The 23,300-nt window shown below is 61.2% G+C and carries 19 protein-coding genes; 13 read left to right on the forward strand and 6 right to left on the reverse strand.

Annotated features, from left to right (window positions below):
- The 4 genes from OXC99_00055 to dcd all read left to right on the forward strand — a co-directional run.
- Positions 1 to 1,176 (forward strand): type IV secretory system conjugative DNA transfer family protein (locus OXC99_00055; GenBank protein ID MCY4623393.1); only part of this gene is annotated, 1,176 nt, incomplete at its 5' end.
- Positions 1,173 to 2,750 carry a replication-relaxation family protein gene (locus tag OXC99_00060; GenBank protein ID MCY4623394.1) on the forward strand — a complete coding sequence of 526 codons (1,578 nt, stop codon included), beginning with the start codon at positions 1,173 to 1,175 and terminating at the stop codon, positions 2,748 to 2,750. The genes OXC99_00055 and OXC99_00060, both read left to right, overlap by 4 nt.
- Before the next feature lie 167 nt (positions 2,751 to 2,917).
- Positions 2,918 to 3,244 (forward strand): hypothetical protein, encoded by a 327-nt coding sequence (locus tag OXC99_00065; GenBank protein MCY4623395.1) that lies wholly within the window; start codon positions 2,918 to 2,920, stop codon positions 3,242 to 3,244.
- A complete protein-coding gene (gene dcd, locus OXC99_00070; protein ID MCY4623396.1) occupies positions 3,234 to 3,785 on the forward strand; it encodes a dCTP deaminase in 552 nt (183 codons plus the stop codon). The genes OXC99_00065 and dcd overlap by 11 nt, the downstream gene beginning before the upstream one ends.
- A gap of 448 nt (positions 3,786 to 4,233) precedes the next feature.
- On the opposite strand, the gene OXC99_00075 is transcribed toward dcd, so the two are convergent.
- Both OXC99_00075 and OXC99_00080 read right to left on the reverse strand, forming a co-directional pair.
- Positions 4,234 to 5,781 carry a ThiF family adenylyltransferase gene (locus tag OXC99_00075; GenBank protein ID MCY4623397.1) on the reverse strand — a complete coding sequence of 516 codons (1,548 nt, stop codon included), beginning with the start codon at positions 5,779 to 5,781 and terminating at the stop codon, positions 4,234 to 4,236.
- Between the two features lie 683 nt (positions 5,782 to 6,464).
- Positions 6,465 to 7,592, reverse strand: coding sequence for a hypothetical protein (locus OXC99_00080; protein MCY4623398.1), 1,128 nt, complete (start codon positions 7,590 to 7,592; stop codon positions 6,465 to 6,467).
- A gap of 202 nt (positions 7,593 to 7,794) precedes the next feature.
- Here OXC99_00080 and OXC99_00085 point away from each other — a divergent pair, with 202 nt between their 5' ends.
- Positions 7,795 to 8,859: an XRE family transcriptional regulator gene (locus OXC99_00085; protein ID MCY4623399.1), complete on the forward strand. Its 1,065-nt coding sequence runs from the start codon at positions 7,795 to 7,797 to the stop codon at positions 8,857 to 8,859.
- Between the two features lie 590 nt (positions 8,860 to 9,449).
- Here the strand turns inward: OXC99_00085 and OXC99_00090 are convergent.
- From OXC99_00090 to OXC99_00100, 3 genes are all read right to left on the reverse strand, one after another.
- Complete coding sequence (locus OXC99_00090; protein MCY4623400.1) at positions 9,450 to 10,586, reverse strand: patatin-like phospholipase family protein; 1,137 nt, start codon at positions 10,584 to 10,586, stop codon at positions 9,450 to 9,452.
- Between the two features lie 429 nt (positions 10,587 to 11,015).
- On the reverse strand, positions 11,016 to 11,444 hold the full coding sequence (locus tag OXC99_00095; GenBank protein ID MCY4623401.1) for an ImmA/IrrE family metallo-endopeptidase: 429 nt from the start codon (positions 11,442 to 11,444) through the stop codon (positions 11,016 to 11,018).
- A 35-nt stretch (positions 11,445 to 11,479) separates the two neighbouring features.
- Positions 11,480 to 11,833 (reverse strand): helix-turn-helix transcriptional regulator, encoded by a 354-nt coding sequence (locus OXC99_00100; protein MCY4623402.1) that lies wholly within the window; start codon positions 11,831 to 11,833, stop codon positions 11,480 to 11,482.
- A gap of 328 nt (positions 11,834 to 12,161) precedes the next feature.
- Here OXC99_00100 and OXC99_00105 point away from each other — a divergent pair, with 328 nt between their 5' ends.
- The 7 genes from OXC99_00105 (at position 12,162) to OXC99_00135 (ending at position 20,508) form a co-directional block, all read left to right on the forward strand.
- Positions 12,162 to 12,479, forward strand: coding sequence for a hypothetical protein (locus OXC99_00105; protein MCY4623403.1), 318 nt, complete (start codon positions 12,162 to 12,164; stop codon positions 12,477 to 12,479).
- 1,225 nt (positions 12,480 to 13,704) lie between these two features.
- Positions 13,705 to 15,348, forward strand: coding sequence for a recombinase family protein (locus OXC99_00110; protein ID MCY4623404.1), 1,644 nt, complete (start codon positions 13,705 to 13,707; stop codon positions 15,346 to 15,348).
- A 157-nt stretch (positions 15,349 to 15,505) separates the two neighbouring features.
- Entirely contained in the window at positions 15,506 to 16,606 is a 1,101-nt protein-coding gene (locus OXC99_00115) for an amidohydrolase family protein (GenBank protein ID MCY4623405.1), read from the forward strand.
- A 317-nt stretch (positions 16,607 to 16,923) separates the two neighbouring features.
- The gene (locus OXC99_00120) at positions 16,924 to 17,862 is read left to right on the forward strand and encodes an alpha/beta hydrolase (GenBank protein MCY4623406.1); all 939 of its coding nucleotides are present in this window, start codon (positions 16,924 to 16,926) and stop codon (positions 17,860 to 17,862) included.
- 265 nt (positions 17,863 to 18,127) lie between these two features.
- Positions 18,128 to 18,355: a hypothetical protein gene (locus tag OXC99_00125; GenBank protein ID MCY4623407.1), complete on the forward strand. Its 228-nt coding sequence runs from the start codon at positions 18,128 to 18,130 to the stop codon at positions 18,353 to 18,355.
- A gap of 188 nt (positions 18,356 to 18,543) precedes the next feature.
- The gene (locus tag OXC99_00130) at positions 18,544 to 19,305 is read left to right on the forward strand and encodes an alpha/beta hydrolase (protein ID MCY4623408.1); all 762 of its coding nucleotides are present in this window, start codon (positions 18,544 to 18,546) and stop codon (positions 19,303 to 19,305) included.
- Between the two features lie 261 nt (positions 19,306 to 19,566).
- Complete coding sequence (locus OXC99_00135; protein ID MCY4623409.1) at positions 19,567 to 20,508, forward strand: ornithine carbamoyltransferase; 942 nt, start codon at positions 19,567 to 19,569, stop codon at positions 20,506 to 20,508.
- Positions 20,509 to 20,626: 118 nt separating this feature from the next.
- On the opposite strand, the gene OXC99_00140 is transcribed toward OXC99_00135, so the two are convergent.
- The gene (locus OXC99_00140) at positions 20,627 to 21,556 is read right to left on the reverse strand and encodes a TIGR03619 family F420-dependent LLM class oxidoreductase (protein MCY4623410.1); all 930 of its coding nucleotides are present in this window, start codon (positions 21,554 to 21,556) and stop codon (positions 20,627 to 20,629) included.
- A gap of 512 nt (positions 21,557 to 22,068) precedes the next feature.
- Between OXC99_00140 and OXC99_00145 the strand changes: the two genes are divergently transcribed.
- Complete coding sequence (locus tag OXC99_00145) at positions 22,069 to 23,016, forward strand: LLM class flavin-dependent oxidoreductase (protein ID MCY4623411.1); 948 nt, start codon at positions 22,069 to 22,071, stop codon at positions 23,014 to 23,016.
- Positions 23,017 to 23,300 lie beyond the last annotated feature (284 nt).

Genomic DNA, 23,300 nt, shown 5'->3' on the forward strand with positions numbered 1-23,300 from the left:
ATCAACCTCCTGGACGCCCACGTCTTCGCCGACCGGGACCGCACCGCCGACTCGGTGGTGCGCGTGGCCCGGGGCCTCTGGGAGCAGTGGGGGCCGCGGATGCAGTCCATCCTGGAGCACACGGTCAAGACCCTCCACGAGGCCAACGCCCACCCCGACACCGACGCCCGCGACCAGCACACCATCCTGGACGGCCTCAGACTCCTCTCCGACGCCAAGTTCCGCGGGCAGGTGCTGGCCCGGGTCGACGACCCCTACCTCCTGGACTGGTGGGCACGGGACTTCGGCGGCTGGCACCGGGACTACCGGGCCGAGGCCCTGGCCCCGGTCCAGACCCGCCTGGGCTACTACGCCTCCTCCCGCCGCGCCCGGGCCATCCTGGGGCAGCCCGCCTCCACCGTCGACGTGCGCCGCACCATCCTGGACGGCGGTGTCCTCCTCATCTCCACGGCCCAAGGGCAGGCGGGCCGCGACGTCGCCGCCCTGGTGGGGGCCTCCCTCCTCAACCTGGTGGACGCCGTGGTGCGGGAGCAGGGGAGCCTGCCGCCCGAGCGGCGGCGGGGGGTGCTCGTTGTCGTGGACGAGATGCAGACCATGCCCGGCGTCGACTACGAGGGCATGCTCTCGGAGCTGGGGAAGTTCGGGGCCAGCTTCATCCTCGCCAGCCAGAGCCTGTCCAAGCTGGAGGACCTCTCCCGCGGCATGCGGGACCCCCTCCTGGCCAACGTCGGCTGCCTGGCCGTCTTCCAGGTGTCGGGCGCCGACGCCCGGCAGCTGGTCTGGGAGCTGGGGAAGGAACGGGTCACCGAGGACGACGTCACCTCCCTGGAGGTCCACCACTGCTACGTGCGGGCCACGGTGGGGACCCGGCGGATGCCCGCCTTCTCCATGCAGGTGCGGAAGCCCGAAGAGGGCGACCCGGAGACGGCGGTCCGGATCCGGGAGGCATCCCTGGACTACACCACGGCGGTGGAGGAAGTGGCCTACCGGGACGCGGACGCCGAGGAGCGGATCGCCGCCTACCGCCGGGGCCTGGCGGGGATCACCGACAAGACCCCCGAGAAACCGGCCGCGAAACAGCCCCACGCGGGCCGAACCCGCAAGGGCAAGGAGGCCGACGCCGGCGAGCCCGACAAGCCGGCGGCACGGGCCGGCAGCCAGGAGCGGGAGGAATGAGGCTCGGAGCGCGCCCCCTGGCCGTCCTCCGGCAGCTGGTCGAGACGCCCTTCGCCGATCGGCTGGAGTTGGCCGCCTTCTCAGGGCTGCCCGACCGCACCGTCTACCGAGCCGCCGCGCGGCTGGTGCGGGACGGACTGGCGGCCTGGCTCCCCCACGCTACACCCCTGGTCCCCTTCACCCGCCGCTACTACGCCACCCCCGACGGGCTGCGGCAATTGGCCTTTGAGCAGGGCATGCGGCCGGAGGATCTCCTCCTCGACAACCCCCTGTCGGCCGAGTGGCAGCGGGCACTCTTGGAGCGCCTCGACGGCGCCGCCGGCATCTACCGATTGGCGGCGGCAATTGCCATCGAGGAGGGGGCCGTACGTTTCCAGTGGCACCGGGCCCTGCGGCTGGACGCTTCCATGGCCCTGCCCGGCGGCCGCTCCCTGGGCATCCTTCGGTTCGGGCACACCAGCGACCGGACCGGGGCCGCCAAACGGGTCCGCAACCTCCTCCAGGGACCCCTGCCCGGGGCGCTCCTCATCCTGATGCCCGATCCCGTGCGGCTCCGCCACGCCCAGCGGCTGCTGGCCCGGGCGCCGGTCCGCGTCTTCCTTGCCGTCGAGGGGGAGGCGGTTGGCGCCGAACCGGAGTCGTCCGTCTGGCACCCCCCCACCATCGCCGCGGACCTGGGCCTGCGCTACGTGCTGACCCACCTGCGGCCCGGCGGCATCGTGCCGGCGGAGCCGTGGCACCGGAAGGTGTTGATGCCGGGGGACTTGGCGCTTGGTGACGGCGACGCCGAGACACCCCAGCACCTCCTGACGGTACTGCTCAAGCCCGCTGAGAAGCGTACTCTTGATCTGGTCTTCGACTGGCCCTGGGTCACCTCTGCGCAAGTTGCGGGGATGCTGGGGGTGAATGAAGAGAGGGTGCTGAAGGTGCTTGCGCGGCTGGGGAAGTTTGGGCTTGTGGCGGAGTCGGCAATAGAGGGGATGCGGCGATTGACTGTGACCGACCGGGGGCTGGCCTGGCTGGGGAGGCGTGACCGCACGCTGATAAGCGTCCTGCGGGATAGGTGGGGCGCCACGCTTCGAGACACGGCCGCGTCCCATTCTTGGCGAGACGTCGCCGGCAGGGTAACGCGACAGCTGCTGCGCAACCTCGAGCACACGGACGCCGTCTATGGTTTCATGGCGAAACTGGCGGTGTGGGCAAGGTCTCAAGGATGGGAGGTGGTGCAGATGGACCCGGCCTTCCGGGCGTCGCGTTACTTTTCCTTGCATGGACACCGCTACGCCGTCCACCCAGACGCCTTCGGCCTGTTGCGCCAACCGGGACGGGACGTGCCCTTTTTTCTGGAGTGGGAGCGCCGAGCGGTGCGGCCCGTCATCATGGCGGAACGGCTGGCACCCTATCTGCGCTACTTTGCGACCCGTAGACCCACGGACGACCATGGGGCACGGCCTGAGCTCACCGTCATCCTTCCTGATGCAGTTTCGGCGTCGCACTTTCAGCGGGCGGCACAGGCCGCCATGCGTCGCTCTCGAATAGTCCTGCCCTTGCGGATTGTCTACCCTTCCCGATGATTGGAGCCTTTCGAACACCGATTACTGAGGTCGACCACCTAGGACGCTAGTCTCCAAAACAGCAATCGTATGAAGGCATAAGAATGGAAATTGACTTTAGTGTCTAGGGTGCTATAGTACCGAATACAATCAATTTGGGGTTTCTATCGAACCTATGGGGAGATGCAATGACAACACTCAAGATTCCTAGATGGAGAACCCAGCCTCAACAGGTTTGGGTAAACTGTCAACTGATTAGGGATCTCGGTAGGGACGAGGAATTCGTAGTTCACTTCATAGCGAACGGAGAACATTACATATCCTTCGTCCCCAAACGTTTCGTAAATGCTACTGCCCGCCTTCTCCAAGGCCTCATCGTTGCAGATGTAGAGGGAGGGCTCCTCGTCGACATTCCAGTCGAAACACTAACTTCAGGTCCAAGAATCTTAGTGTCAGAGGGAGAGAGAGATTCCGTCTTGAAGTTTACGGGATGGGATTTGACCAATGGTACTTAGCGACCAAGAACTCTGGATGGAAATCGGTACCGGTCGGCTCTCCTTCGATCCCTCGATTTCACCTGAGCAAGTTAGTCCTTCTGCCATTGACCTACGCCTCGGCAACAATTTCACGGTGTTCAAGGAACCTAAGGAGGGAGTTACAACGATTCTCGATCCGACCAAGGTTGACAACATAGAGTCGATCATATCGGGATTCGCAGACGAAACGACAGTTCAGGATGGCGATCAATTCATATTGAAGTCCAAGTCATTTGTGCTTGCATACACGAAGGAGTATATTAGGCTGCCGAACTACCTAGCAGCCAGAATTGAAGGAAGAAGCTCCCTTGCCAGAATTGGCATATCCATCCACCAAACCGCCCCCACTGTCCACGCAACCTTTGAGGGTCAACTCAGGCTTGAGATTCTCAACAACGGGATGCTTGATTGTGCCCTTACGCCAGGTATGCGATTCTGCCAGCTTGTCATTGAGCGATTAGGTAGCCCGGCAATCTCTACTTTAAGGAGCCCGTTTCAGCAGCAACGGCAGGACATATAACCACTAGGGGCGCCTATTGCCCTTTCGCTCTTCGTGCCGGTCGAACTTTAGACCACGAGCAACTCCATGTCCTTTGCCAGTGCCCCTTAACTTTCTTTTGACACGACCTTCCCTGCTGTTTCGAGTTTCCCCTCTAGCGCCTCCCCAATAGGCACCGTGTCTTGACAGGAGCAAATACTGCGACCTTCATTGTCGCTTCACCGACAGACTGTAATCTCATCAACTTCAAATGCCATCGTCGACAGGCCCAGCGTGGCGCCCTACTGCTAGAAGGCTTCGGTGGCTCATGGTATTTGGTGACCAGGCCCAATTTCTGCGGATTCTCAATTGTAGTTGGCGGTCACGTCTGCTACGGGTGGTCTCCTTGGCTTGCTGGGAGAACCAGTCCTCGGGCCATCTCTGTGTTGGGCCCAAATGCCGATGGCACGAAGGTGGAGTAGTCAAGTAGTCAATAGAGTGTGCTACCGCAAAGAATGAAATTCAACCTCCGCTTACTGCCGACAATCCCGACGATCCCAACTTGACCTTCGTCGTCCAGTGTCTCCTTAACCCACTCCATCACCTTCCTGTCCGCGATGCTGGGATCAGCGGTTGTTTTCGGTGGATGTGAATGCCATTCGCCGATATACCCCAGCATGCCACTGGTCGCCTCTTGTATCCTCTGAACTGCCTGTTGAAGACCTTGCGAGCCACGAAGAAAGCCGTGGGGGCATTCCTGACTATCTCGTGGCGCCTCAGTCGCATCGACAACGTAAATTATCCGGCGCCCCATATCCGAAGAGCCTATCAGGATTCCACCAGTCTCACTCGGCAACTTCGCGTTGCGGTAATCCCTCAGTCTCCTCTCCAGTGTTGAGTCAAAGAAGATTCGCCACCCATTCTCTTTTCTGCGGTGCACACCCGATACCTCAATCTCTGTACAGATAATCGAATCTGTAGGCTCATCCAGTTTCCAGGTTACAATTTGTGCTCTGTCCGTTTCGTCGGTGCGCCTGATTGACCGACTCCCGATACCAGCAAAGACGCTAACCATATCTTGAGGAATCTGCGTGGAAACATCCCGACAGCCCACTCCGGAACGCATCGTGGAGGGTGGAGAGAGAAGCCCCGCTAAGTCTGTGTCGTGGGTCAGCGCTCGGTAGTGCTGCATTTCTAGGAAATCGAGAGGAACGCTTCTTTCCCTGTCCTCTGCAAGCAACGTCAGTGCAGTACCAGAGGGATTGAGAAACAATGAAACCCGACGGGCCGACGACTGAATGTTGTGACAAAGATAGCGTGCAACGGCAATAGACGCGGACATATCAAGAATAGTGCTGGCGGACCTCCACTCTGCAGGTGACCGCTTAGTGGGGGCATTAAGTCTTCCCACGCTTTCTACGACACCATGTGCTATTGCCGGCCCTTCGACAATGGTGTTCAGCATCTCTGCCAACCCTATCGCCTTGGGCCACCCCACTGCCCAACTCCCGAGGGCGTGGCGACCCATGTTGTGTGGCTGCAGGAGGTCGTTATCAACCAAAGTCCATTGACCGAAACCTCCCCGAACCAGGTTGACGACCACCTGTGAACCGAGAGATCCTAGGCCCACGGCGATCACATGAGAGGCATTTGGGTGTTGACCATTGACCTCCGCCGCTAGCGCTCGTGTAAGCCCTGGCCTAGGGTTTAAGGGCACAAGCTCTACATTCTCGCTTGCATCTACCATTCTATTCTCGTCGGTATCACACGATAGACTAGACACTTCCCTCGCTACGGCACTGAGTGGCCCCTTGAAGGCAAACGCCCGTAGCTCCTCCGACTCGACCTCCCCACCTGCAACCCTAGTCTTCGGAAGACGCACCAGCAGAACCAGACTAAAGCCATCGACACCACGCATTGCCTCGGTATTGCTTGTCAGACCATAGAGCCGCTCACGCAGGGTTCCCACTAGATCAACTCCGACTGGGAGCAAAAGTTCGTGCAATTCTCTAATTGTCCTCGGTGTCGCTTGAATCACACCATGTTGTTCGGGTTGACACGTCACCACTAGCGCCAAGCAACTAATGGACCGACGATTCTGATCCTCTCCAGACGAGGTAGGTCGGTCTCTACTTAGTCTTAGGTTGGCCCCCACTGTCTCACACGTCAGGATCATGCCCTCACTTGTGCTCGCGGCGGAAAACAGGCCACTAGGAACAATTAGGTTCTGAACAGGATCGAATATCAGGGGTTCCAGGGGTTGGTTGTCTCCATGCAGGACGCCAGCAGCCGTTTTCTCAAGCCACCACATGATTCGCGCGATTAACCTGGGTGCCGTGAGAGTTATCCTGACATCCTCCCAAGGCTCATAGTAGAGACACAAACTTCTCGGTTCACCTGGCCCTGTAAGGTTTGTATGGGGTGCTCGAGGGAAGTCCCGTCTCAGGGCTTCAACATAGGGATGCATGCCATCATCTTGGCGAAACACTAATAGGATGGGTTCGGTGTGGCGGATGTCATGCACAGGTCGCTGTGGTACTGTCGCTGATATGGCTAGCTCAACAGCCTCGGTTCCGTCGTCCCTGGAGCCATAGCAATTCAATAGCTGGACATTCGGGTTAGTAGTCGTTCTAGCGAATCTGGCGACACTCCTAGCTCTCGGGATGGTCAGATGTCTCGGCTCGACCAGCACCCCGGCTGCCTGGAAGTCATAATCACTCATCAGTACCCGTGGTCTCCGGCCCTAGGCGGGCTAGTGATAACTGCTCCAGTTACAGTTGGAGCAACTTTTTCGAGGGCGACTCCCAAGCCCCTGCCACTAACTTTCAGGTTCACTGGCCTTGGGCTCTCCTTTGCGGGATGTTCCATCGTAACAAGGTAGTGCCCCGCTATGTTCTGTGCCGCCTTCTTGTAGTATTCGGCAGCTTGCCTGTGGGGCGGAAGGATCTCGTCCGAACTAGGAATTGTCTTGCTGGGAGATACTATCGTCCCTGCCGTGTTTCCATACTTCTCATACAGTCGGCCGACACTCGGTACGGGAGTGGTCACCGAATCACCCCTTTCGGGTGAAAGAGAACGGTAACTGGAGTGATGAGGCACCTTGATTATGTCCCATTCCAGCCGGTCCTGATTTCCCGCTTTCTCGCTAGTCTCCACGATCCGACCGAGTACATCGTAGGGTGAGTCGCCGGTTAGCATGAGCTTGACTTGGCCTGGACCGTCTTTGATCGTAGCATGAAAGACCGTGCACTCACCGTTGCGGTCCACTTCACTCTCGTCGCGCTGGTCGGAGAAAGGGGCGTGAACGAAGAATTCGATCCCTGTACTCTCCAAGCTAAACCCCGGCATAAGGTCGCCCGCACCGACAATCAAGTTGCGACGAGCGCCGGGGGCAATTCCCTGATTCCGCAGCCAGTCGTTGAGAACCTCGGGGCGGGAAATGACTCGAATTCCCTTGCCTTCCCTCAATCTATGACGTGCCTCAGCTTGAATGACTCGACCCTCCGGAGACTGGTCCCACTTACTTTCGAGGATGGCAGCGGCAGGCACCCACATCTCCTTGATGCGAATCCGGCCGGGCCCTTGGTATTTCTCCGCGTGTTCGAGATGAAAGAACTCCGACGCCCCCGCAAAATGATCTGAGTCGAGATGGCTGAACGAGGCTACATCGATACTGTCGCGCCCTTCATTTTCAAACTCAGCACGAAGCGCTTGGGCCAAGTCAATCCTGCGATCATCGCCGCCTTGGAGTGTTGGCGCTGCAAAGTCAAACACGAACTTGCAGCCGCCAGCATCAACTAAACACGTGTCTGCGTTGCCTATGGGGAAAAAACGTACGTTAGCTTCCATTCCAGTCTCCTTTACTGTTTTCTATACGATAAGGCCCGTGAACCTCTAGTCTCCAACAACCCCTGGGGAACGGGACATTCTACAAACCCGACCCTTGCTTTGGTGTTGTGGGCAGGCCTGCCATGTAAATCCAACTTGACAGTTTACATTTTTCGATGTTATACCACCAATTGTAAACTGGTCAAGAGGAGGGAGGTAAGGGATGATAGGCGATCGACTGAAGTTGGCTCGCTCCGCCTCAGGACTTTCACTTCGAGAGTTAAGCGACCGCATTCACAATCGGGTCTCGGCTCAGGCGATTGGCAAGTATGAACGCAATGAGAGCATGCCCAGCTCTGGTGTCCTGATTGCCCTCGCTGACGCTCTTTGGATTTCAGTCAACTACCTTACTGGGAACCCGAGCATTAGCCTTCAGTCGGTAGAGTTTCGCGCTAAAGGCATTGCGAGCAAGAAGGAGGAAGACCGAATCAAAGCCACGGTTCTTCATAAACTCGAACGCTACCTCACAATTGAGAGGATACTCAACCTGCCCAGTATTCATTGGCAAGAACCCATGTCGGCTCCCTATCCCGTCACCCATGATCTATTAGAGGTCGACAGGGCGGCCAGCAGATTGAGAAATGACTGGGGGTTGGGGAACAATCCGATTCCTGACATGGCTGAGTTAATGGAGGACAGAGGTGTCAAGGTCTTGTTCTGTGAGTTGTCAGGAGTTGATGGCCTTACCGCCCAGGTACTCGGAGAAGGTCTGCAAGAAGCCCATGTGATTGTGGTGAACCTGGATCATACAAGGGATCGACAGCGATTTACAATTGCCCATGAAATAGGGCATATGGTTCTTGATGTTACGCCGGGAATTGATAAAGAAAAGGCAGCTTACCGCTTCGCCGGCGCGTTCCTCATGCCGGAAGAGGTACTCTGGGCCAAGATCGGCAAGCATCGTTCAGCAATAGATTGGAAGGAACTTCTCGCTCTGAAACTAGTATTCGGCATAAGCGTACAAGCAATCACATACAGATGCAAAGACCTAGGAATAATTAGTCAGGCGCTCATGGGGAGACTGTTTGATATTTTTGAAGAAAACGGATGGAGGAGCCCCCCGTACAGAGAACCACTTGATATACTGGATAGCCCTTTCGGACGATTCGAGAGGCTGTGCCTTCGCGCGTTGGCAGAACGGGCGATCTCAGAATCGAAGGCTTCCGAGCTTCTCGAAAGGGCGGTTTCTGATCTGGATGCTTTGTGGGAAGGGGAGCTAACCCAGTGAATGTCATGGTCGCCGATTCGTCCGCATTCTTGGACCTACAGCGTGGTGGATTCCTTGAAAAGTGTCTCGGGCTTCCTTACCAATTCACTGTTCCAGACCTGCTTTGCAGGGCTGAATTGGTGAATCGCACCACCGGGTCCGGCTTAGTCCCCCTCGGCCTTAGAGTGGAGGAACTCAATGGGGACGAGGTCAGCAGCGCCATGCGCTTTAGGCGGCAGCTTCCGACCATTTGCCTTCAGGATTCATTCGCGTTGGCATTGGCCACGATCAGGCGGTGGATTCTGCTCACCAGCGACGATGTGATACGAGCATTTGCCTCTTCAATGTCGGTTGCGTGCCGAAGCGTTCTGTGGATGATCGATCAATTATTCTACGCTGGCGTGGCCAACGCAGAGAGTCTTGTATCAGGACTAAGCGCGCTCCAATCTCACCCAGGGTGCCGCATCCCTCACAATGAGATAGCCGTTAGGATTGACCACTTCTCCTCAACCGCCAAATTACCCTGATGCCTCGACTCAGGTGCCAATTGAACAGGGCTAAACCACGCAATGAACTAGGGGTGACAGTGATTGTCGTACGATAAAGATGAATTAGCGAACGGCCTCGCTCGGGTCCCTGTCAAAGGAGTATTCCGGATACGGAAGAGAAATAGGGGGACTAGCCTCCTTGCGGTAGTGTGAGCGGACCGAAAGGTCACATTGGAGATAGCCCCAATTGATCATGCGGGCCTTCTCCTCGTCACTGAACGAGTTCAGGCGCGTTCTGGTCGATTCAAGCAGTGCCGTCCATCCCTCTGCTACCTCGAAAGGGCTCTTTACGGGATAGGCCTGAGTCCTCGTACCGACGGCCCACCAGGCGCCTTGCCTCTCTCCATTCTCAAGTTGTCTCAATGTGTCCCTCCGCCTAAGAGCCCTCGTCTGCTCGACGGCGATGGCAATCGGGCGCATCGTGCGATGGAAAAGGGTCCTAAGCGGAGCGCCGCCAATCTCAGATTCGAGTGGGCCACTAGCATCGGAGACCAAGAGTGTCCCAAATCTGGAAATCGGCTGTACGCCGAGGTTGTCGTATACCCCTCCATCCAACAGTGACACCCTCCGCTTAAGGTCAACACGGTCGAACAGTCTCGCGTACTCTGACCTTCGAAAGACGTCTGGATCCAACCTGAGAATCATAGGAGGAAACACTGGAGGTAATGCCGAGGAGGCAGCAAGAACATTCGCCAGATAGACGTTAGGTTTCTCAACAATACCGAGCATGTACGTCCTCATCGCGGCCTTAGAGAACGTCCAGTTTCGGCCCGTTTCCAGGTGGGCAGCGTTGAAAAGGAATTCTGGGGCGTCCGGCATGTCTTGAAGTGTGTGATCCCCGACAAGGTGCTTACGATAAAAGTAGGGTAGGGCGTTTGAACGCATCATAAGACTTCGCACTGTTGCCCATACGTCTATGTTTCGGCCGCAAAGGTTCCATATGGGCTCTACGACCTCCCGGCAAAAGTTGGAGGCTACTCCTTCGCCAAAATCAAGACTAGACCACCGAATGGCCAAGAGGCCGGCCAGAAGTGAGCCACCGGAAACAGACGAAATGCGATCTATTGCCCTCAGCAAACCAAGCTCATTGAGCCTCCATGCAGCGCCAAGATGGAACAGCGTTGCACGGAATCCCCCACCGGACAGAGCCAGCCCTACTTCACTCGGTCGTGCATCATAGAGGGAACCTTGGTTCAGCATACAATCCTTGTCCGGGACATTACCCAACTAGTACGAGAGTTGCCTAGGCATCATAGCCGTCGGATGAAGCCCGTCTTAGCTCGCCTTATACATGGTAACTCGACCATATCAACCTGAGAGAGCCACTTTCGGGCCTGACACCTGCAAATGATCAAGTAAAACCCCGTGCTACATTGACTGACGGGAATCCCAACTGCCCACCCCATCAACGTCTGTCGCGAGCAATTGGCCGGCCATTCCGACCCTTAGATTGAGCTGTTGCTGAATAGGCTCCTTTGTCCTGATGTGATAGCCATGGGAAATTGTGCCGTCGGATCCGGCACCGTCGTTGCCGATTTGACCAATGGAATTGATAGTTTGCTCCCTACAATGACCAGTGAATTTCAGCACTGCCGTAGGTCGCCAATCATTCCAACTGTGATTGAGTAGTCAGCACTGCAACTCACCCTCGTATCCTTCGAAGAATAAAGGGGCTTGCAGCAAGACCAACTCCTCCGGCACGCCAAAGTTTTCGGCAATCTCCCACGCTTCAGACAGGCCCTCGCCAACTACCTCTGTCGCATCCAATAGTAAAGCCTGGGCAAAGTCCTCCGCTTCCCGTTCTACCTTGCCTGCTAATCCTGTATGCATTCGCATCCACAGGTGGTTACCCGGATGTAGGACCTTGTGGCCGACGGCGTGGGCAATGACCCACCGGCGCCACGCCGGCGCCAACCGATCCGCTACGCCGATGCAATCGTCTACCATCAGCTCCTGCAACTCTTCCAACTGTAAGGGCACAACGGTCAAGCCCAGTAGGTTCGCCACCGCCTCAGCGTCGACCTGTCCGCGCAGCCCCAACTTGGTTCGGAGCTCCATGGCCCTTCGTCTCGCCCTATTCGGCTTCAACACTCTTAGCGCCCCCGCCGCCTGTTCCGCACGAATTGAATGAAGTCACGAATCGTCTCAACGTCCTCCGCCGGCAAATCGGCCACTGCCCGCCGGAAGGAGACCTCGCTCTCATTCAAGAGATCCGCCATTGCCTCGTTCCTGCCCAGCAGCCAATCTGTGCTAACCCCAAACACCTGTGCCAACGCCGTCAGGTGCTCAGGTGTCGGTTTCATCCTCCCGAATTCCCAACACCACACCGCATGCTGACTCACCGAAAGGATCGAACTGAGACTCTTCTGCGTCATGCCGGATCTCGTGCGGGCGTCACGAATGCGAGCGCCAAGTTCCTGCCAGTAGTAGCCATGGTTCTGCGCCATGTGCGCCAACCCTCCAATTCAGCCGATGCGACCATGATAACAGAACAATAGTTCTTGACAAGTAGACTTATGAAAACTTATAGTTTCTGACTAAGTATAGCTTATAGTTCAAAGTCGACTGCACGACGCGATTCAGCCGAACACCTCGATGATGGAGGCTTGAGAGGAGAGGTGCACAGCCACGCTGGCACGGAAAGCCATAGTTGCCACGAATTTGCTCTCGGAATCACGTTGGGGGATGCCAGAACCAAGTCATCATTGGACTCAAACTTGGGCATTGCTCGCAGTTGATTGAACGGAGCCACCCTTCCAGAGGAGGGACCACTACATGAAAATCATCGACCTCGCGCCCTACCATCCCAGCGAAGACGTCCTAGCCTCCTTGGTCAGACGCCCAGCTGCTCTCGAGACCGGCGTGCTCCCAGAAGACTTTGCCCTGCGCCTCGAACTGCTGAAGCAATCGAGCGGGCTTACGTGGAATGCCTTTGCCGATTGCCTCGGCGTCGATCCGAAAATAGTCCTGCGTTGGCGCCAAGGCTCGGAACCCAGTGGCGGACCAATGCACTCCTTGTTTCGCCTGGCGGCCTGCATACCCCATGGCCTGGATGTCCTGCTGATCGACGAGCTCCCGAATGCCCAGCGTTAGGAGGATTCCATGCCACGGCGCCACAGGACCTTTCGCCGAGCCCACCAACCCTTCCCGGCCGACTTTTCCCTACGCCTGCAACGATTCCAAAAGGCGTCCGGGTTCACCTGGAACCACCTTGCCCGCAGCCTGGGGACAAACGCCCTCACCCTGAGGCGATGGCGCAGCGGCGTCTCTCCCAACGCACAACACCTCCTGGCCTTGCTGTCCCTGGCCAAGGCTCTCGGGCTGGACCACATGCTTACCACACCGATTGTCGAGCAGCAGTCGCTGCCGCTAGAATGGCCGACAGATTCAGTCAATGCCAGCTAATCGACGAACACACCCTCCCTGGACAATGCTCCTCCATTCCTCCGGGCTTAGCTCGTCCAAGCTTGCGGCACTATAGTCTACCTTGGCTACACCCTAGCCCCGCTCCAGATTCAGTTACCCACCTACCCTACTCTTCGTCCGAGGGGTTATGGTTGGCAACAGAATCTGCACCGTCACCTAGCGTGTAGGGCCGTACCTCCGTGCACTCCCTCGGATGGGCTTACCTGCCCCCGCATTGCACGGCCAGACTTATAGAGCAAGTCCAGGAGCATTTGCATACACTTGGACTACTCTGCCTGAGCGAGGTCCGTTTCATTGGGAGAGGAACGACACAGATCCGCGACACGTCACAAGCAACCAAGGCCCGTCGAACTAGGTAATGTGCGGCTGCGCTTCAATCCCGGTCCCGATGCACAGGATCGGCTGCGGCGGGCCTTTGCCATCATTCTCGCCTCTGCACGACACAACTCCACTGAGGCCCCTCCCCGAGGCCCCGATGAATCCTCGTCACGTGAGGCGCCTCCCGATGAGTCGCTGTCACGATAGGTGCGCCTGAGCATTGTCGCTAACGACCGCAGCTAGACCATCAGGCCGGGCGCACCGCGAACTGAACCCTCTCGGCATGGGTCCATCTTGCAAGTCAGACCCCAAACGCCTTTGGCCAGCAAGGGAACTGCTTCCCGGTCACCAGACCCTTGAAGCACCATGAACTGCGACACTGGCGAATTGACGCTCTCAGCTATAGGCGGTAATCTGCATTAAAGGAGATGACCCGGCGGTGCTGGCAACACCCCGGGCCGTGGCGCCACCTGGTTGAGCAGGTGATGCGAAGGCATTCTAGCACTCGCTGACCCGCTTTCAACAGGAGGCGGGTCATTTTGATTTCAGAGGGCAACGCAAGAAGGAGGTACACATGCCGAACCAACTGCACACAGCAAGAGAGCCCAACCGGGCGGCCATCTACGCCCGAGTCTCCGACAAGAGCCAGGCCGAGGAGGACAAGACGTCCCTAGGCGAGCAGGTCGCCGACATGGAGGCCCACTGCGAGCGAAGGGGGCTCCGCATCGTCGCCCGCTACCAGGAGGTAGGGCGAGGCTGGTCCAAGAAGCGCCCCGAGTTCCAGCGCATGCTGGCCGACGCCTGCGACGGCCGCTTCGACGTCATCGTCTGCTGGAAGTCCGACCGCCTGAGCCGGGGCATGTTCCCCGCGGCGGCCCTTATGGAGGTGGTGGAGGCCTACCAGCTCCGCATCGAGTCGGTCATGGACGCCATCGACATGAAGACCTTCGGGCTCAGGGCCGCCATCGGGAAGATCGAGCTGGACAACTTCCGGGAGCGGGCCGCCATGGGCAAGCGGGGCGCCGCCAAGCAGGGCAGGATCTCCACCGGCCGCCTGCCCTACGGCTACCAGGTCGACGCCGCCGGGAGGGCTGAAGTCGTCGAGGCCGAGGCTGAGGTGGTGCGCCGCATCTTCCATGACTACGTGCACCGGGGGCTCGGCGCCGAGCGCATCGCCTGGGACCTGACGGACGACGGCGTCCCCACCGCAAGTGGTGGCCGCACCTGGCACCCCTCCGTCGTGCAGCGGCTCCTGGGCAACCCCGTCTACACGGGGACGTGGGCCTTCGGGCGGACCAGGAACATCGCCACCGACGAGGGGAACCGCGTCTTCCCCCAGCCGGCCGACTCCTGGATCGCGGTGCCGGTGCCGCCCCTGGTGGACGAGGAGACGTGGGAGGGGGCCCAGGCCGCCAAGCGGGCGCGGTACAGCGCCGCCCGGCGCAACACCAAGGCCCTCTATCTGCTCCAGCACCTGCTACGGTGTACGGAGTGCGGGCGCAAGTTCCGGGCCGTCTCCCGCTGGCGCACCCACGCCACCCGGGGCGGCAAGCGGGTCGCCTATGACCTGAAGGTGCCCCTGCGCTACTATGCGTGCACGGGGAGCGTCCTGCGCCTGCGGTGCCGGGAGAAGCCCACCATCAAGGCAGAGCGCCTGGAGCAGCGCGTGTGGGAGGAGGTCAAGGGAGTCCTGCAGGAGCCCAGCGTCATCATCGCTGGCATCGCGGCCCTGGGTAAGGGGGGCGGCGCACCCCTGGCCGAGGAACAGGCCAAGGTCGAGCGTGACCTGCGGGAGGTGCAGCTGGAGGAGCAGCGGCTCGTCCGGCTCTTCGTCACCGGCAGGGTCACCGAGGAGATGCTGGACCTCCAGCGCAAGTTCATCACCGAACGGCTGGAGCACCTGCAGGCCAAGGCGGAGGAGTACCGGTCCCGCGCGTCGACTGAGGTCTCCCGCGAAGAGTTGGCCGAGAGCGTGCAGGTGTGGGCGGAGACTATAGCGCAGGGATTGGACAGGCTGTCCGCCGAGGAACAGCGTGGCGTGCTGCGGGAGGTGGTGGACGAGATCACGGTGGACGGCGACAACAACCTCGTCATCACCATCGCCATCCCGCTGGAACAGGGCGAACAACAAGTTGCGTCGCAGGAATCACGCTGGCGGGGTGGAGGATGCTGCGGTGGCTGGTTGCGGGGTTCTGGATTCCTGCCTGCGCAGGAATGACGGGGGTGGGGGCGGGAATGACGGGGGTGGGGGCGCTTTGCCTTGACGCCCTTGCAGGGGCTGTCTAGCATGGCGTGGCCCAAGCCCGTTCCCCCCCTTCGAGTTTCCTCAGGGCGAACGGCCGTGCAACAACCCTGCAATCTCCACGGAGGCTTGAATGAAGGGTCAGTTCCAAGTCATCGATACGGTGCGGCATGTTATCGAGCCGCCGGACCTTTGGGAGCGGTGGTTGGAGGAGCCGTACAAGTCGCAGGCGGGGGTGCGCGTGGACGAGAGCCGGGGGGCGATGGTGGTGAATGGGCGGCCAGTGTCCCGGAACGCGGGGGACTTCATCGCGAATGCGACGTACCGCGAGATTTACGCGAATGCGGTGTCGCAGGACTTCAGCCCGCAGTCGCAGCTTGCCGACATGGACATCGAGGGCGTGGACGTGGGGTTGATGCTGCCGACGGCGGGGATGTACGCGATCTGGAGCGACCACATCGACGCGGAGCTGGCGTCGGCGATGGCGCGGGCGTACAACGACTACCTCGCGGACTACTGCAAGGCGGACGCGCGGCGGCTGAAGGGGATCGCGCTGCTGCCGCTGCAGAGCGTCGAGGCTTCAGTCGAGGAGCTGCGGCGGTCGGTGGTCGAGCACGGGTTCGTGGCGGGCTTCCTTCGGTCGAACCCCATCGTACATCGGGACCTGCACAACCGGGCGTACGACCCGCTGTACGAGGCGGCGCTGGAGTTGGGCGTGCCGCTGGTGGTGTCGAGCGCGACGGGGAGCGTGCTGCCGGAGCTGGGCGCGGACCGGTACGCGGACGACCGGTTCTCGCACGAGGCGGTGTCGAACACGTACGAGATGTGGGTGGCGATGCTGTCGCTGTTCGCGCAGAACGTGCTGGAGCGGTACCCGGGGCTGAACGTGGGGGTCCTGGGCGCGGGGGCGAGCTGGCTGCCGTTCTGGGTTGAGCGGCTGGAGGAGCACTGGGGGGAGATCCCGTTCGGCATCGACTGCCCGAACGTGCTGCCGCCGGACTATGTCATCAAGCGGCAGGGGTTTGTGGCGATGGAGCCGTGGGAGACGGGGACGGCCGACGTGCTGCACGAGGTGGGCGACCAGGCCGTGGTGTGGGGGAGCCAGTACCCGTGGCCGGCGCTGGCGTCGTTCCCGAACGAGCTGGACGCGTTTGTGGCGGACGGGTCGCTGTCGGACGAGCAGAAGCGGAAGGTGCTGTGGGACAACGCGGCGGGGTTGTTTGGGATTGAGTAGGGGGGCGTGAGGTGAGGGCGACCACGAGGGTTGCCCCTACGGCTGCGCGCTGCTCGACGTGGGCTGGGCGAACGGCGGTTGGTTAGCGCGGCGTTGTTGGATGCGGGGGGCCCTCCCCTGGATCCCGGCCTTCGCCGGGATGGAGGCGGTGGGGGTGGACGGCCCTTCGACGGGGTCAGGGCGAACGGGGGCGGTTCCTGCCCGTTGGCGGGACGGGCGACTCGCGAGTCGCCCCTACGAGGGCGGAGGGAGTGGTCAGGTTTGTCGGGGTTCCTGCCTTCGCAGGAACGACGCAAGGGTAGGAAAGGGATAGGGATATGCCAGTTGATCCGCAGGTGCAGGAGTTTCTTGATCAGATAGCTGCGTTGGGGTTGCCGCCGCATTATGAGGTGGGGGCGGTTAAGGCGCGGGAGAATGCGAAGATGCGGCCTCGCGGGGCGGGGCCGGAGGTGGGGGCCGTCGAGAACCTGACGGTGCCGGGGATGGACGTCGACGTGCCGGTGCGGGTGTACTGGCCGGGGGACGACGGGCCGTTCCCGATCCTGGTGTGGATCCACGGCGGCGGGATGGTCGTCGGGACGCTGGAGACGTGCGACGCGGCGTGCCGACGGCTGTGCCTGGGCGCGGAGTGCGTGGTGGTATCGGTCGACTACCGGCTGGCGCCGGAGGACCCGTTCCCGGCGGCGGCGGAGGACAGCTACGCGGCGGTGAAGTGGGCGTCGGCGAACGCGGGGTCGATCAAGGGCGACGCGTCGCGGCTGGCGGTCGGCGGCGAGAGCGCGGGGGGGAACCTGGCGGCGGCGGTGGCGCTGATGGCGCGGGACCGGGGCGGGCCGTCGATCGTACACCAGTCGATCATCAACCCGATGCTTGGGCTGGACTTCGACACGGAGTCATACCTACGGAACGCGGAGGGGTACTTCCTCACCCGGCGGACGATGATGTGGTACTGGGAGCAGTACCTGCAGAGGCCGGAGGACCGGGAGAACCCGTACGCGGTGCTGATGTGCGCGGAGGACCTCTCGGGGCTGCCGCCGGCGCTGCTGATGGCGGGGGAATACGACCCGCTGCTGTCTGAGACGGAGGCGTACGCGGAGCGGCTGCAGGCGGCGGGGGTGGCGGCGACGTTCAGCTACTACGCGGGTGCGAGCCATAACTTCTACAACATGCCGCCGTCGGTGGACATCGCGGTGCGTGCGATGGGGGAGATCATCGAGGCGGTGCGGGCGGCGTTTGGGAGCGGGGTGAAGGCGTAGGGGTGACCCAATGGGCCTGCGGCCCCCCGTACCGCTCCTTCGAGAGCCTCAGGGCAGGCTTCGATTTCCCTCAGGGCGAACGGCCCCGCCCACCCCTGGATCCCGGCTTTCGCCGGGATGGAGATGAAGGGGTAGGGGGCATTTCCGCGAATTTGCGCGTTGGGGATGCTCCCTCGCCCTGCACCTCTGGATTCCTGCCTTCGCAGGAATGACGCGGCGGGGGTAGGCGGGGACATCAACAGCAAGATTGAGAAGGGATTTCTGTATGGCACAGAAGGGTACGGCCCTGGAGGACATCAAGCTTGACGTGGAAGAGGGCGACGGCGGGTGGCGGGTTGTTGCGCTGGAGGATGGGGGGCCTCGGGTGATTGCTGAGGGGTTGCCGCAGGAGTATGCGGAGCGGATGAAGGTGGTATGGAACTTCTGCGAGGGGTTCGGCACGGCCTCTTTCAGGCAGGCGACGCTGCACATGCTGATGGACGCGATGGAGTAGGGGGCCGGTCAATGTGAGCGGTCGCGGGGGTGGTTCGCGTCATGGGGCGCGCACGGCTCTACGATTTCCCTCAGGGCGAACGGCGGCCAGGGCGGCTGGAGGGTCGCCCCTACGGATGCGGCGTTATGTTGACTGTTTCTTGGGCGCTGGCTTAGAGTCAGCGGCGACACAGAGAGAGGAGGAGCGCCATGCCGTTTTATGAGAGGGGCAAGACTCGCATTTACTACGAGGAGGCCGGGGCCGGGTTCCCGTTGATGGTGATTCCGGGCGGAGGGCTGAACTCGACGGTGGCGGGGTTGCAGTCGTCGGTGCCGTTCAACCCGCTGGAGGTGTACAGGGACGACTTCCGGGTTATCGCGGCGGACCTTCGGAACGCGCCGTTGGGGCAGTCGAGCGGGCCGGTGGAGATCGACCGGCCGTGGGACGCGTACTCGGAGGACCAGCTTGGGCTGATGGACCACCTGGGCATCGGGGAGTTCCTGGTGATGGGGTTCTGCATCGGCGGGCCGATGATCCACAACCTGCTGCGGCTGGCCGGGGAGCGCATCGTGGCGGCGGCGATGATGCAGCCGAGCGGGTTCCGGCCGGAGGCGCCGGACCTGTTCTACCAAAACAACATCACGGGCTGGGGGCCTCCGCTGTGCGAGAAGCGCCCGGACGTGACGATGGACATGGTGCACGACTTTCTGACGAGCATGTACACGAATCGGGCGGACTTCGTGTTCACGGTGTCTCGCGACTTCGTGCGGTCGGTGCAGACGCCGCTGCTGATCGCGCCGGACGACGTCACGGCGCACCCGTACGCGGTGGCGATGGAGGTCGCGGGGCTGGCGCCGAACTCGGAGGTGACGATCTACCCGTGGAAGGACACGCAGGAGCACGTCGACGAGGTGGTGGAGCATGCCCGGCGGTTCTTGCAGGCGCATGCGCCTGCGGGGGCTGGGGTGTAGGGGGTGGGTGCTGGACGCTGGCGCGCCCCCGTTCTCATCTGCTAGACTAAAGAGGCAATGGAGACGTCGTTTGTCCCCAAAGCCCACGTAAATGCGCCGACCTTAAACAGGTTCGGTCGAACGGCTACGGCTTTCGGGAGGACGTAATCTCTTAGAGATTCTCTTGCATTTCTAAAGGCCTCCCCGGAATGGCGGGGAGGCCTTTAATTTTGTGTTGGAAGGCAATCACCGGATGGCCAAACGATGCAGGGAGGCGACGTTATGCCAAAGGACTTCATTTCTTTCCTTGATTGGTCTGCTGACGATTTGGGCGACCTAGTTGAGGCGGCGCAGATCTTCCGCCAGTTGTGGGTGAGAGGGAGGTCTCCATCAGCCCTCAAGGGGCGGCGCATCGCCATGATGTGGGGTGCAACGGGATTCCGGAACCGAGCTGCGTTCGAGTTAAGCATAGCTGAGCTCGGTGGTAAGTCCTTCGAGATTCTAGGCACTATCAACGCAAACGAACCTCTGGAAGACGTGGCCCGGTACTTGGAAAACTGGTTCGATGCCATCGTCGCAAGGACAATAGCACACGACCAGATGCTGAGGCTGGCTCGTTCGGTTCAAATCCCGGTGATAAACGCCAGAACACCGTTTAACCACCCCTGCGAGATACTGGGAGACTTGGCCTATATTAGGGAACAGAGAGGCGACTTGGCCGACTTGCGTGTCGCATTCGTCGGCGAGGCGACGAACCTCGGGCACTCTTGGTTCGAGGCCGCGGCAAGATTTCCTATACACGTCGTCCAAGTGTGTCCTGCGGGATATGAGGTCGAAGCGCAGTTCCTTGAAGGGATCGCACGCGATGCCGAAGGGGAAGTATCTGTTTCTCAAGATATGCACTCAGCATTGGCCAATGCAGATGTCATCTATACCGACTGTTGGCCGACAGCAGGAACCGACGAAGATCAACAGAAGATAAGGGATCTATTCCTCCCATACCAAGTCACGGAGGAGATACTTAGGACATGTTCACAGGATACTCTCTTCCTTCCGTGTCCACCCGTTCACAGGGGCGAGGAGGTGTCGGATGGAGCGATGAACTGGCCTGGCTGCCGCGTGTTCGATGCCAAAGAATACCTACTACACGCGCAAAGTGCTCTCTTGGTCTCTCTCCTAAACTCCAGCGTAGGAGGTATCCAAGAGTGGTTGCGGAGAGGGTGATAGGGGATTGGTCGGTTCCCCGTCGAACGCCCAAGGATAGACTTCAATTCTCCTCTGGGCGAACGGCCCCTCCCCTGGATACCGGCCTTCGCCGGTATGGAGGTGGGGGGTGGCTTCCTCAAATGTGCGGGGCTACTTCTTCTGCTATTACTTCCAGGTGGTCCATGTAGTTGTGGACGGGGTTCAGGAGGAGGTGGTTGGCGCCGGCGTTGACCAGCTCCGCTAGTTTTTCTGCTATGTAGTTGGCGGGGCCTACTATGCTCCATTGTTCTGCGAGGTCCGGGTTGCCGTAGAAGCCGCCTATCCATGAGCGGAGGCCGGCCCAGCCTCGGGCTTCGTCTGTGTCTATGGCGAGGTAGACTCGCTTGGTTACGCCGAAGGTGGCGGGGTCCCGGCCTTCTTCTTCCAGCATGTTCATGAGCTCGCCGCGCTCTCGGATGAAGGCCTCGTTGGTGCTGGAGCCGGCGCCCATCCAGCCGTCGGCGAGGCGGGCGGTGCGTCGGAGGGCGTCGGGGGCGCGGGCGCCGAACCAGAGCGGCGGGTGCGGCTTCTGCACGGGCTTGGGCTCCATCTTGACGCCGGAGAGGGTCGCGTAGCTGCCCTCGAAATCAGCGGCCTCTTCCGTCCAGAGCGCCTTCATGATGCGAATGCCCTCGGTGAAGCGGGCGACGCGGCGGTCCTCGGCGAGGCCGTAGGCGGGGTACATGCGGGTGTTGGTGCCGAGGCCGAGGCCCACGGTGAGGCGGCCTTCGCTGAGGTGGTCGAGGGTGCCGAGGGCCTTGGCGAACTGCACGGGGTTGCGCAGGGTGCTGACGAATACGGACGCGCCGATGCGCACCTGCTCGGTCAAGGCGGCGACGTAGGAGAGCAGCCCGATGGGCTCCAGAGACGCGATGGCGCCGGTGATCTGCTCGGCGACCCAGAGGTCATCGTAGCCAAGAGCCTCGGCGCGGGCGACGAAGCGGCGCACGAGGGCCATGTCGACCTGGCCGTCGGCGAAGCCCTGGGGGACGGCGATTCCGAGTTTTACTCCGCTTTTTGTTTGCATGGGGCCTCCTTTGCGTCGGGGGTGATTGTAGCACGGGGGTGGTGGGGGAGATGGCGGTCGCGGTGGGGGTGGGCGCTGCGGCGCCCCCGTTCGCCCTTCGATTTCCCTCAGGGTGCACGGCCCCGCCCGACCCGTGGATCCCGGTCTCCGCCGGGATGGAGGGTGGGAGTGGCATGGGAGAGGACAACCACATGGGTTGCCCATACGTGTGTCAGGGGCGCCCTTCGACGGGGTTGAGGGCGAACGGCCTCCCGGCCCTGCCCCTCTGGATTCCTGCCTTCGCAGGAATGACGAGTGAGGGAGCAGGAATCACAGTAGCGGGGATGGGGGGACGGCTCCGGCGGTTGACCGTGCGGTGGCGGGCAGCTACGCTGCGCCTGCCCGGCGGCCCTCAGATTGGCTGCTTGCTGTCTAGTGAAGTTGGTTATTGTTTGTAAAACATTTGTTATGCATATGATTTACAAAAAGACAATCAGTCATCTCCCGTAGCTGAATACTTACAGGAGACAGGCGTGGCACTTGGTGATCAGGCCAAGATTGGGATTTCGTTGCCGCAGGCGTTTCCGGATGGGGCTGTGCAGCCGGCGGTGATCTCGCGGTTTGCGCAGCGGGCCGAGGACCTTGGGTACCACAGCCTGTGGGTGCAGGACCGGTTCATGGGGCGGACGACGTGGCTGGAGCCGCTGGGGTTGCTATCGTTTGTGGCGGGGGTTACGTACGACATCCGGCTGGGGGTGGCGACGATGCCGCTGCCGTGGCACAACCCGGCGCGGCTGGCGAAGTCGCTGGCGTCGCTGGACCAGCTTTCCGGCGGGCGGCTGATTGCGGGGCTCTCGCTGGGCGGATTTTATGTTAACGAGAACATGCCGGGGACGGCGCCGGAGCGTCGGGTGGCGGCGTTCAACGAGGGGCTGGAGGTGATGCAGCGGCTGTGGACGGAGGAGGACGTGGACCTCGACGGGGCGTTCTGGCCGCTACGGAACGCGACGCTGGACCCGAAGCCGGTGCAGTCGGCGGGTCGCGGGCACATGCCGATATACCTGGGCGGCGGGAGCGAGGGGGCGATACGGCGGGCCGTGCGCATCGCGGACGGGTGGATCGGGGCGAGCTCGTCGACGGTCGAGACGTTCCGGTCGCAGGCGGCGCTGGTGCGGGAGGCGCTGGACGCGGCGGGGCGGGAGCGGTCGACGTTCACGATCGCCAAGCGGCAGTTTCTGGCGCTGGACGACAGCGTCAAGCGGGCGACGGCGCGGATGCGGCAGTGGGCGGAGCGGAGCATCGGGAACGCGGACCTGGGCGAGCGGGTGAGCCTGCGGGGGCCGAGCGGCGAGGTGGCCGCGGGGCTGCAGGAGATTGTTGACGCGGGGGCGGATCTGGTGGTGCTGAACCCGGTGGACGACGTGCTGGCGCAGGTGGAGCATCTGGCGCTGGTGATGGGGTTGGAGAACGACGACCGGTAGGGGGGACGAGAGGGGTAGGTGGCATGCGCCGTGTGGGGATGGCGGGCCCCCGTTCACCCCCTTCGAGAGCCTCAGGACAGGCTTCGATTTCCCTCAGGGCGAACGGGGGCTCCCCGTCCCACCCCTGGGCTTCGGGCATTCACGGGGAAGACGGTTGCAGGTGGGGCGAATAGCGGGATTGGGTGGTGGGGCGACGTCCGTTGTGGTGTGGGTCCCCCACCCCTGGATACCGGCCCCGTATCGGGGTACGGGACATGCTTTCGCCGGTATGGAGGTAGCGAAAG

Source organism: Chloroflexota bacterium (genome assembly GCA_026713825.1).
Taxonomy (GTDB): domain Bacteria; phylum Chloroflexota; class Dehalococcoidia; order Lucifugimonadales; family UBA1127; genus UBA1127.

Excerpts from the sequence above, each read along its gene's own strand:
- OXC99_00095 (MCY4623401.1), bottom strand. The coding sequence starts at position 11,444 with ATGGAGCTCCGAACCAAGTTGGGGCTGCGCGGACAGGTCGACGCTGAG.
- OXC99_00115 (MCY4623405.1), top strand. The coding sequence starts at position 15,506 with ATGAAGGGTCAGTTCCAAGTCATCGATACGGTGCGGCATGTTATCGAG.
- dcd (MCY4623396.1), top strand. The coding sequence starts at position 3,234 with ATGGTACTTAGCGACCAAGAACTCTGGATGGAAATCGGTACCGGTCGG.
- OXC99_00080 (MCY4623398.1), bottom strand. The coding sequence starts at position 7,592 with ATGGAAGCTAACGTACGTTTTTTCCCCATAGGCAACGCAGACACGTGT.
- OXC99_00105 (MCY4623403.1), top strand. The coding sequence starts at position 12,162 with ATGAAAATCATCGACCTCGCGCCCTACCATCCCAGCGAAGACGTCCTA.
- OXC99_00065 (MCY4623395.1), top strand. The coding sequence starts at position 2,918 with ATGACAACACTCAAGATTCCTAGATGGAGAACCCAGCCTCAACAGGTT.
- OXC99_00130 (MCY4623408.1), top strand. The coding sequence starts at position 18,544 with ATGCCGTTTTATGAGAGGGGCAAGACTCGCATTTACTACGAGGAGGCC.
- OXC99_00090 (MCY4623400.1), bottom strand. The coding sequence starts at position 10,586 with ATGCTGAACCAAGGTTCCCTCTATGATGCACGACCGAGTGAAGTAGGG.
- OXC99_00060 (MCY4623394.1), top strand. The coding sequence starts at position 1,173 with ATGAGGCTCGGAGCGCGCCCCCTGGCCGTCCTCCGGCAGCTGGTCGAG.
- OXC99_00135 (MCY4623409.1), top strand. The coding sequence starts at position 19,567 with ATGCCAAAGGACTTCATTTCTTTCCTTGATTGGTCTGCTGACGATTTG.
- OXC99_00120 (MCY4623406.1), top strand. The coding sequence starts at position 16,924 with ATGCCAGTTGATCCGCAGGTGCAGGAGTTTCTTGATCAGATAGCTGCG.
- OXC99_00140 (MCY4623410.1), bottom strand. The coding sequence starts at position 21,556 with ATGCAAACAAAAAGCGGAGTAAAACTCGGAATCGCCGTCCCCCAGGGC.
- OXC99_00125 (MCY4623407.1), top strand. The coding sequence starts at position 18,128 with ATGGCACAGAAGGGTACGGCCCTGGAGGACATCAAGCTTGACGTGGAA.
- OXC99_00085 (MCY4623399.1), top strand. The coding sequence starts at position 7,795 with ATGATAGGCGATCGACTGAAGTTGGCTCGCTCCGCCTCAGGACTTTCA.
- OXC99_00110 (MCY4623404.1), top strand. The coding sequence starts at position 13,705 with ATGCCGAACCAACTGCACACAGCAAGAGAGCCCAACCGGGCGGCCATC.
- OXC99_00100 (MCY4623402.1), bottom strand. The coding sequence starts at position 11,833 with ATGGCGCAGAACCATGGCTACTACTGGCAGGAACTTGGCGCTCGCATT.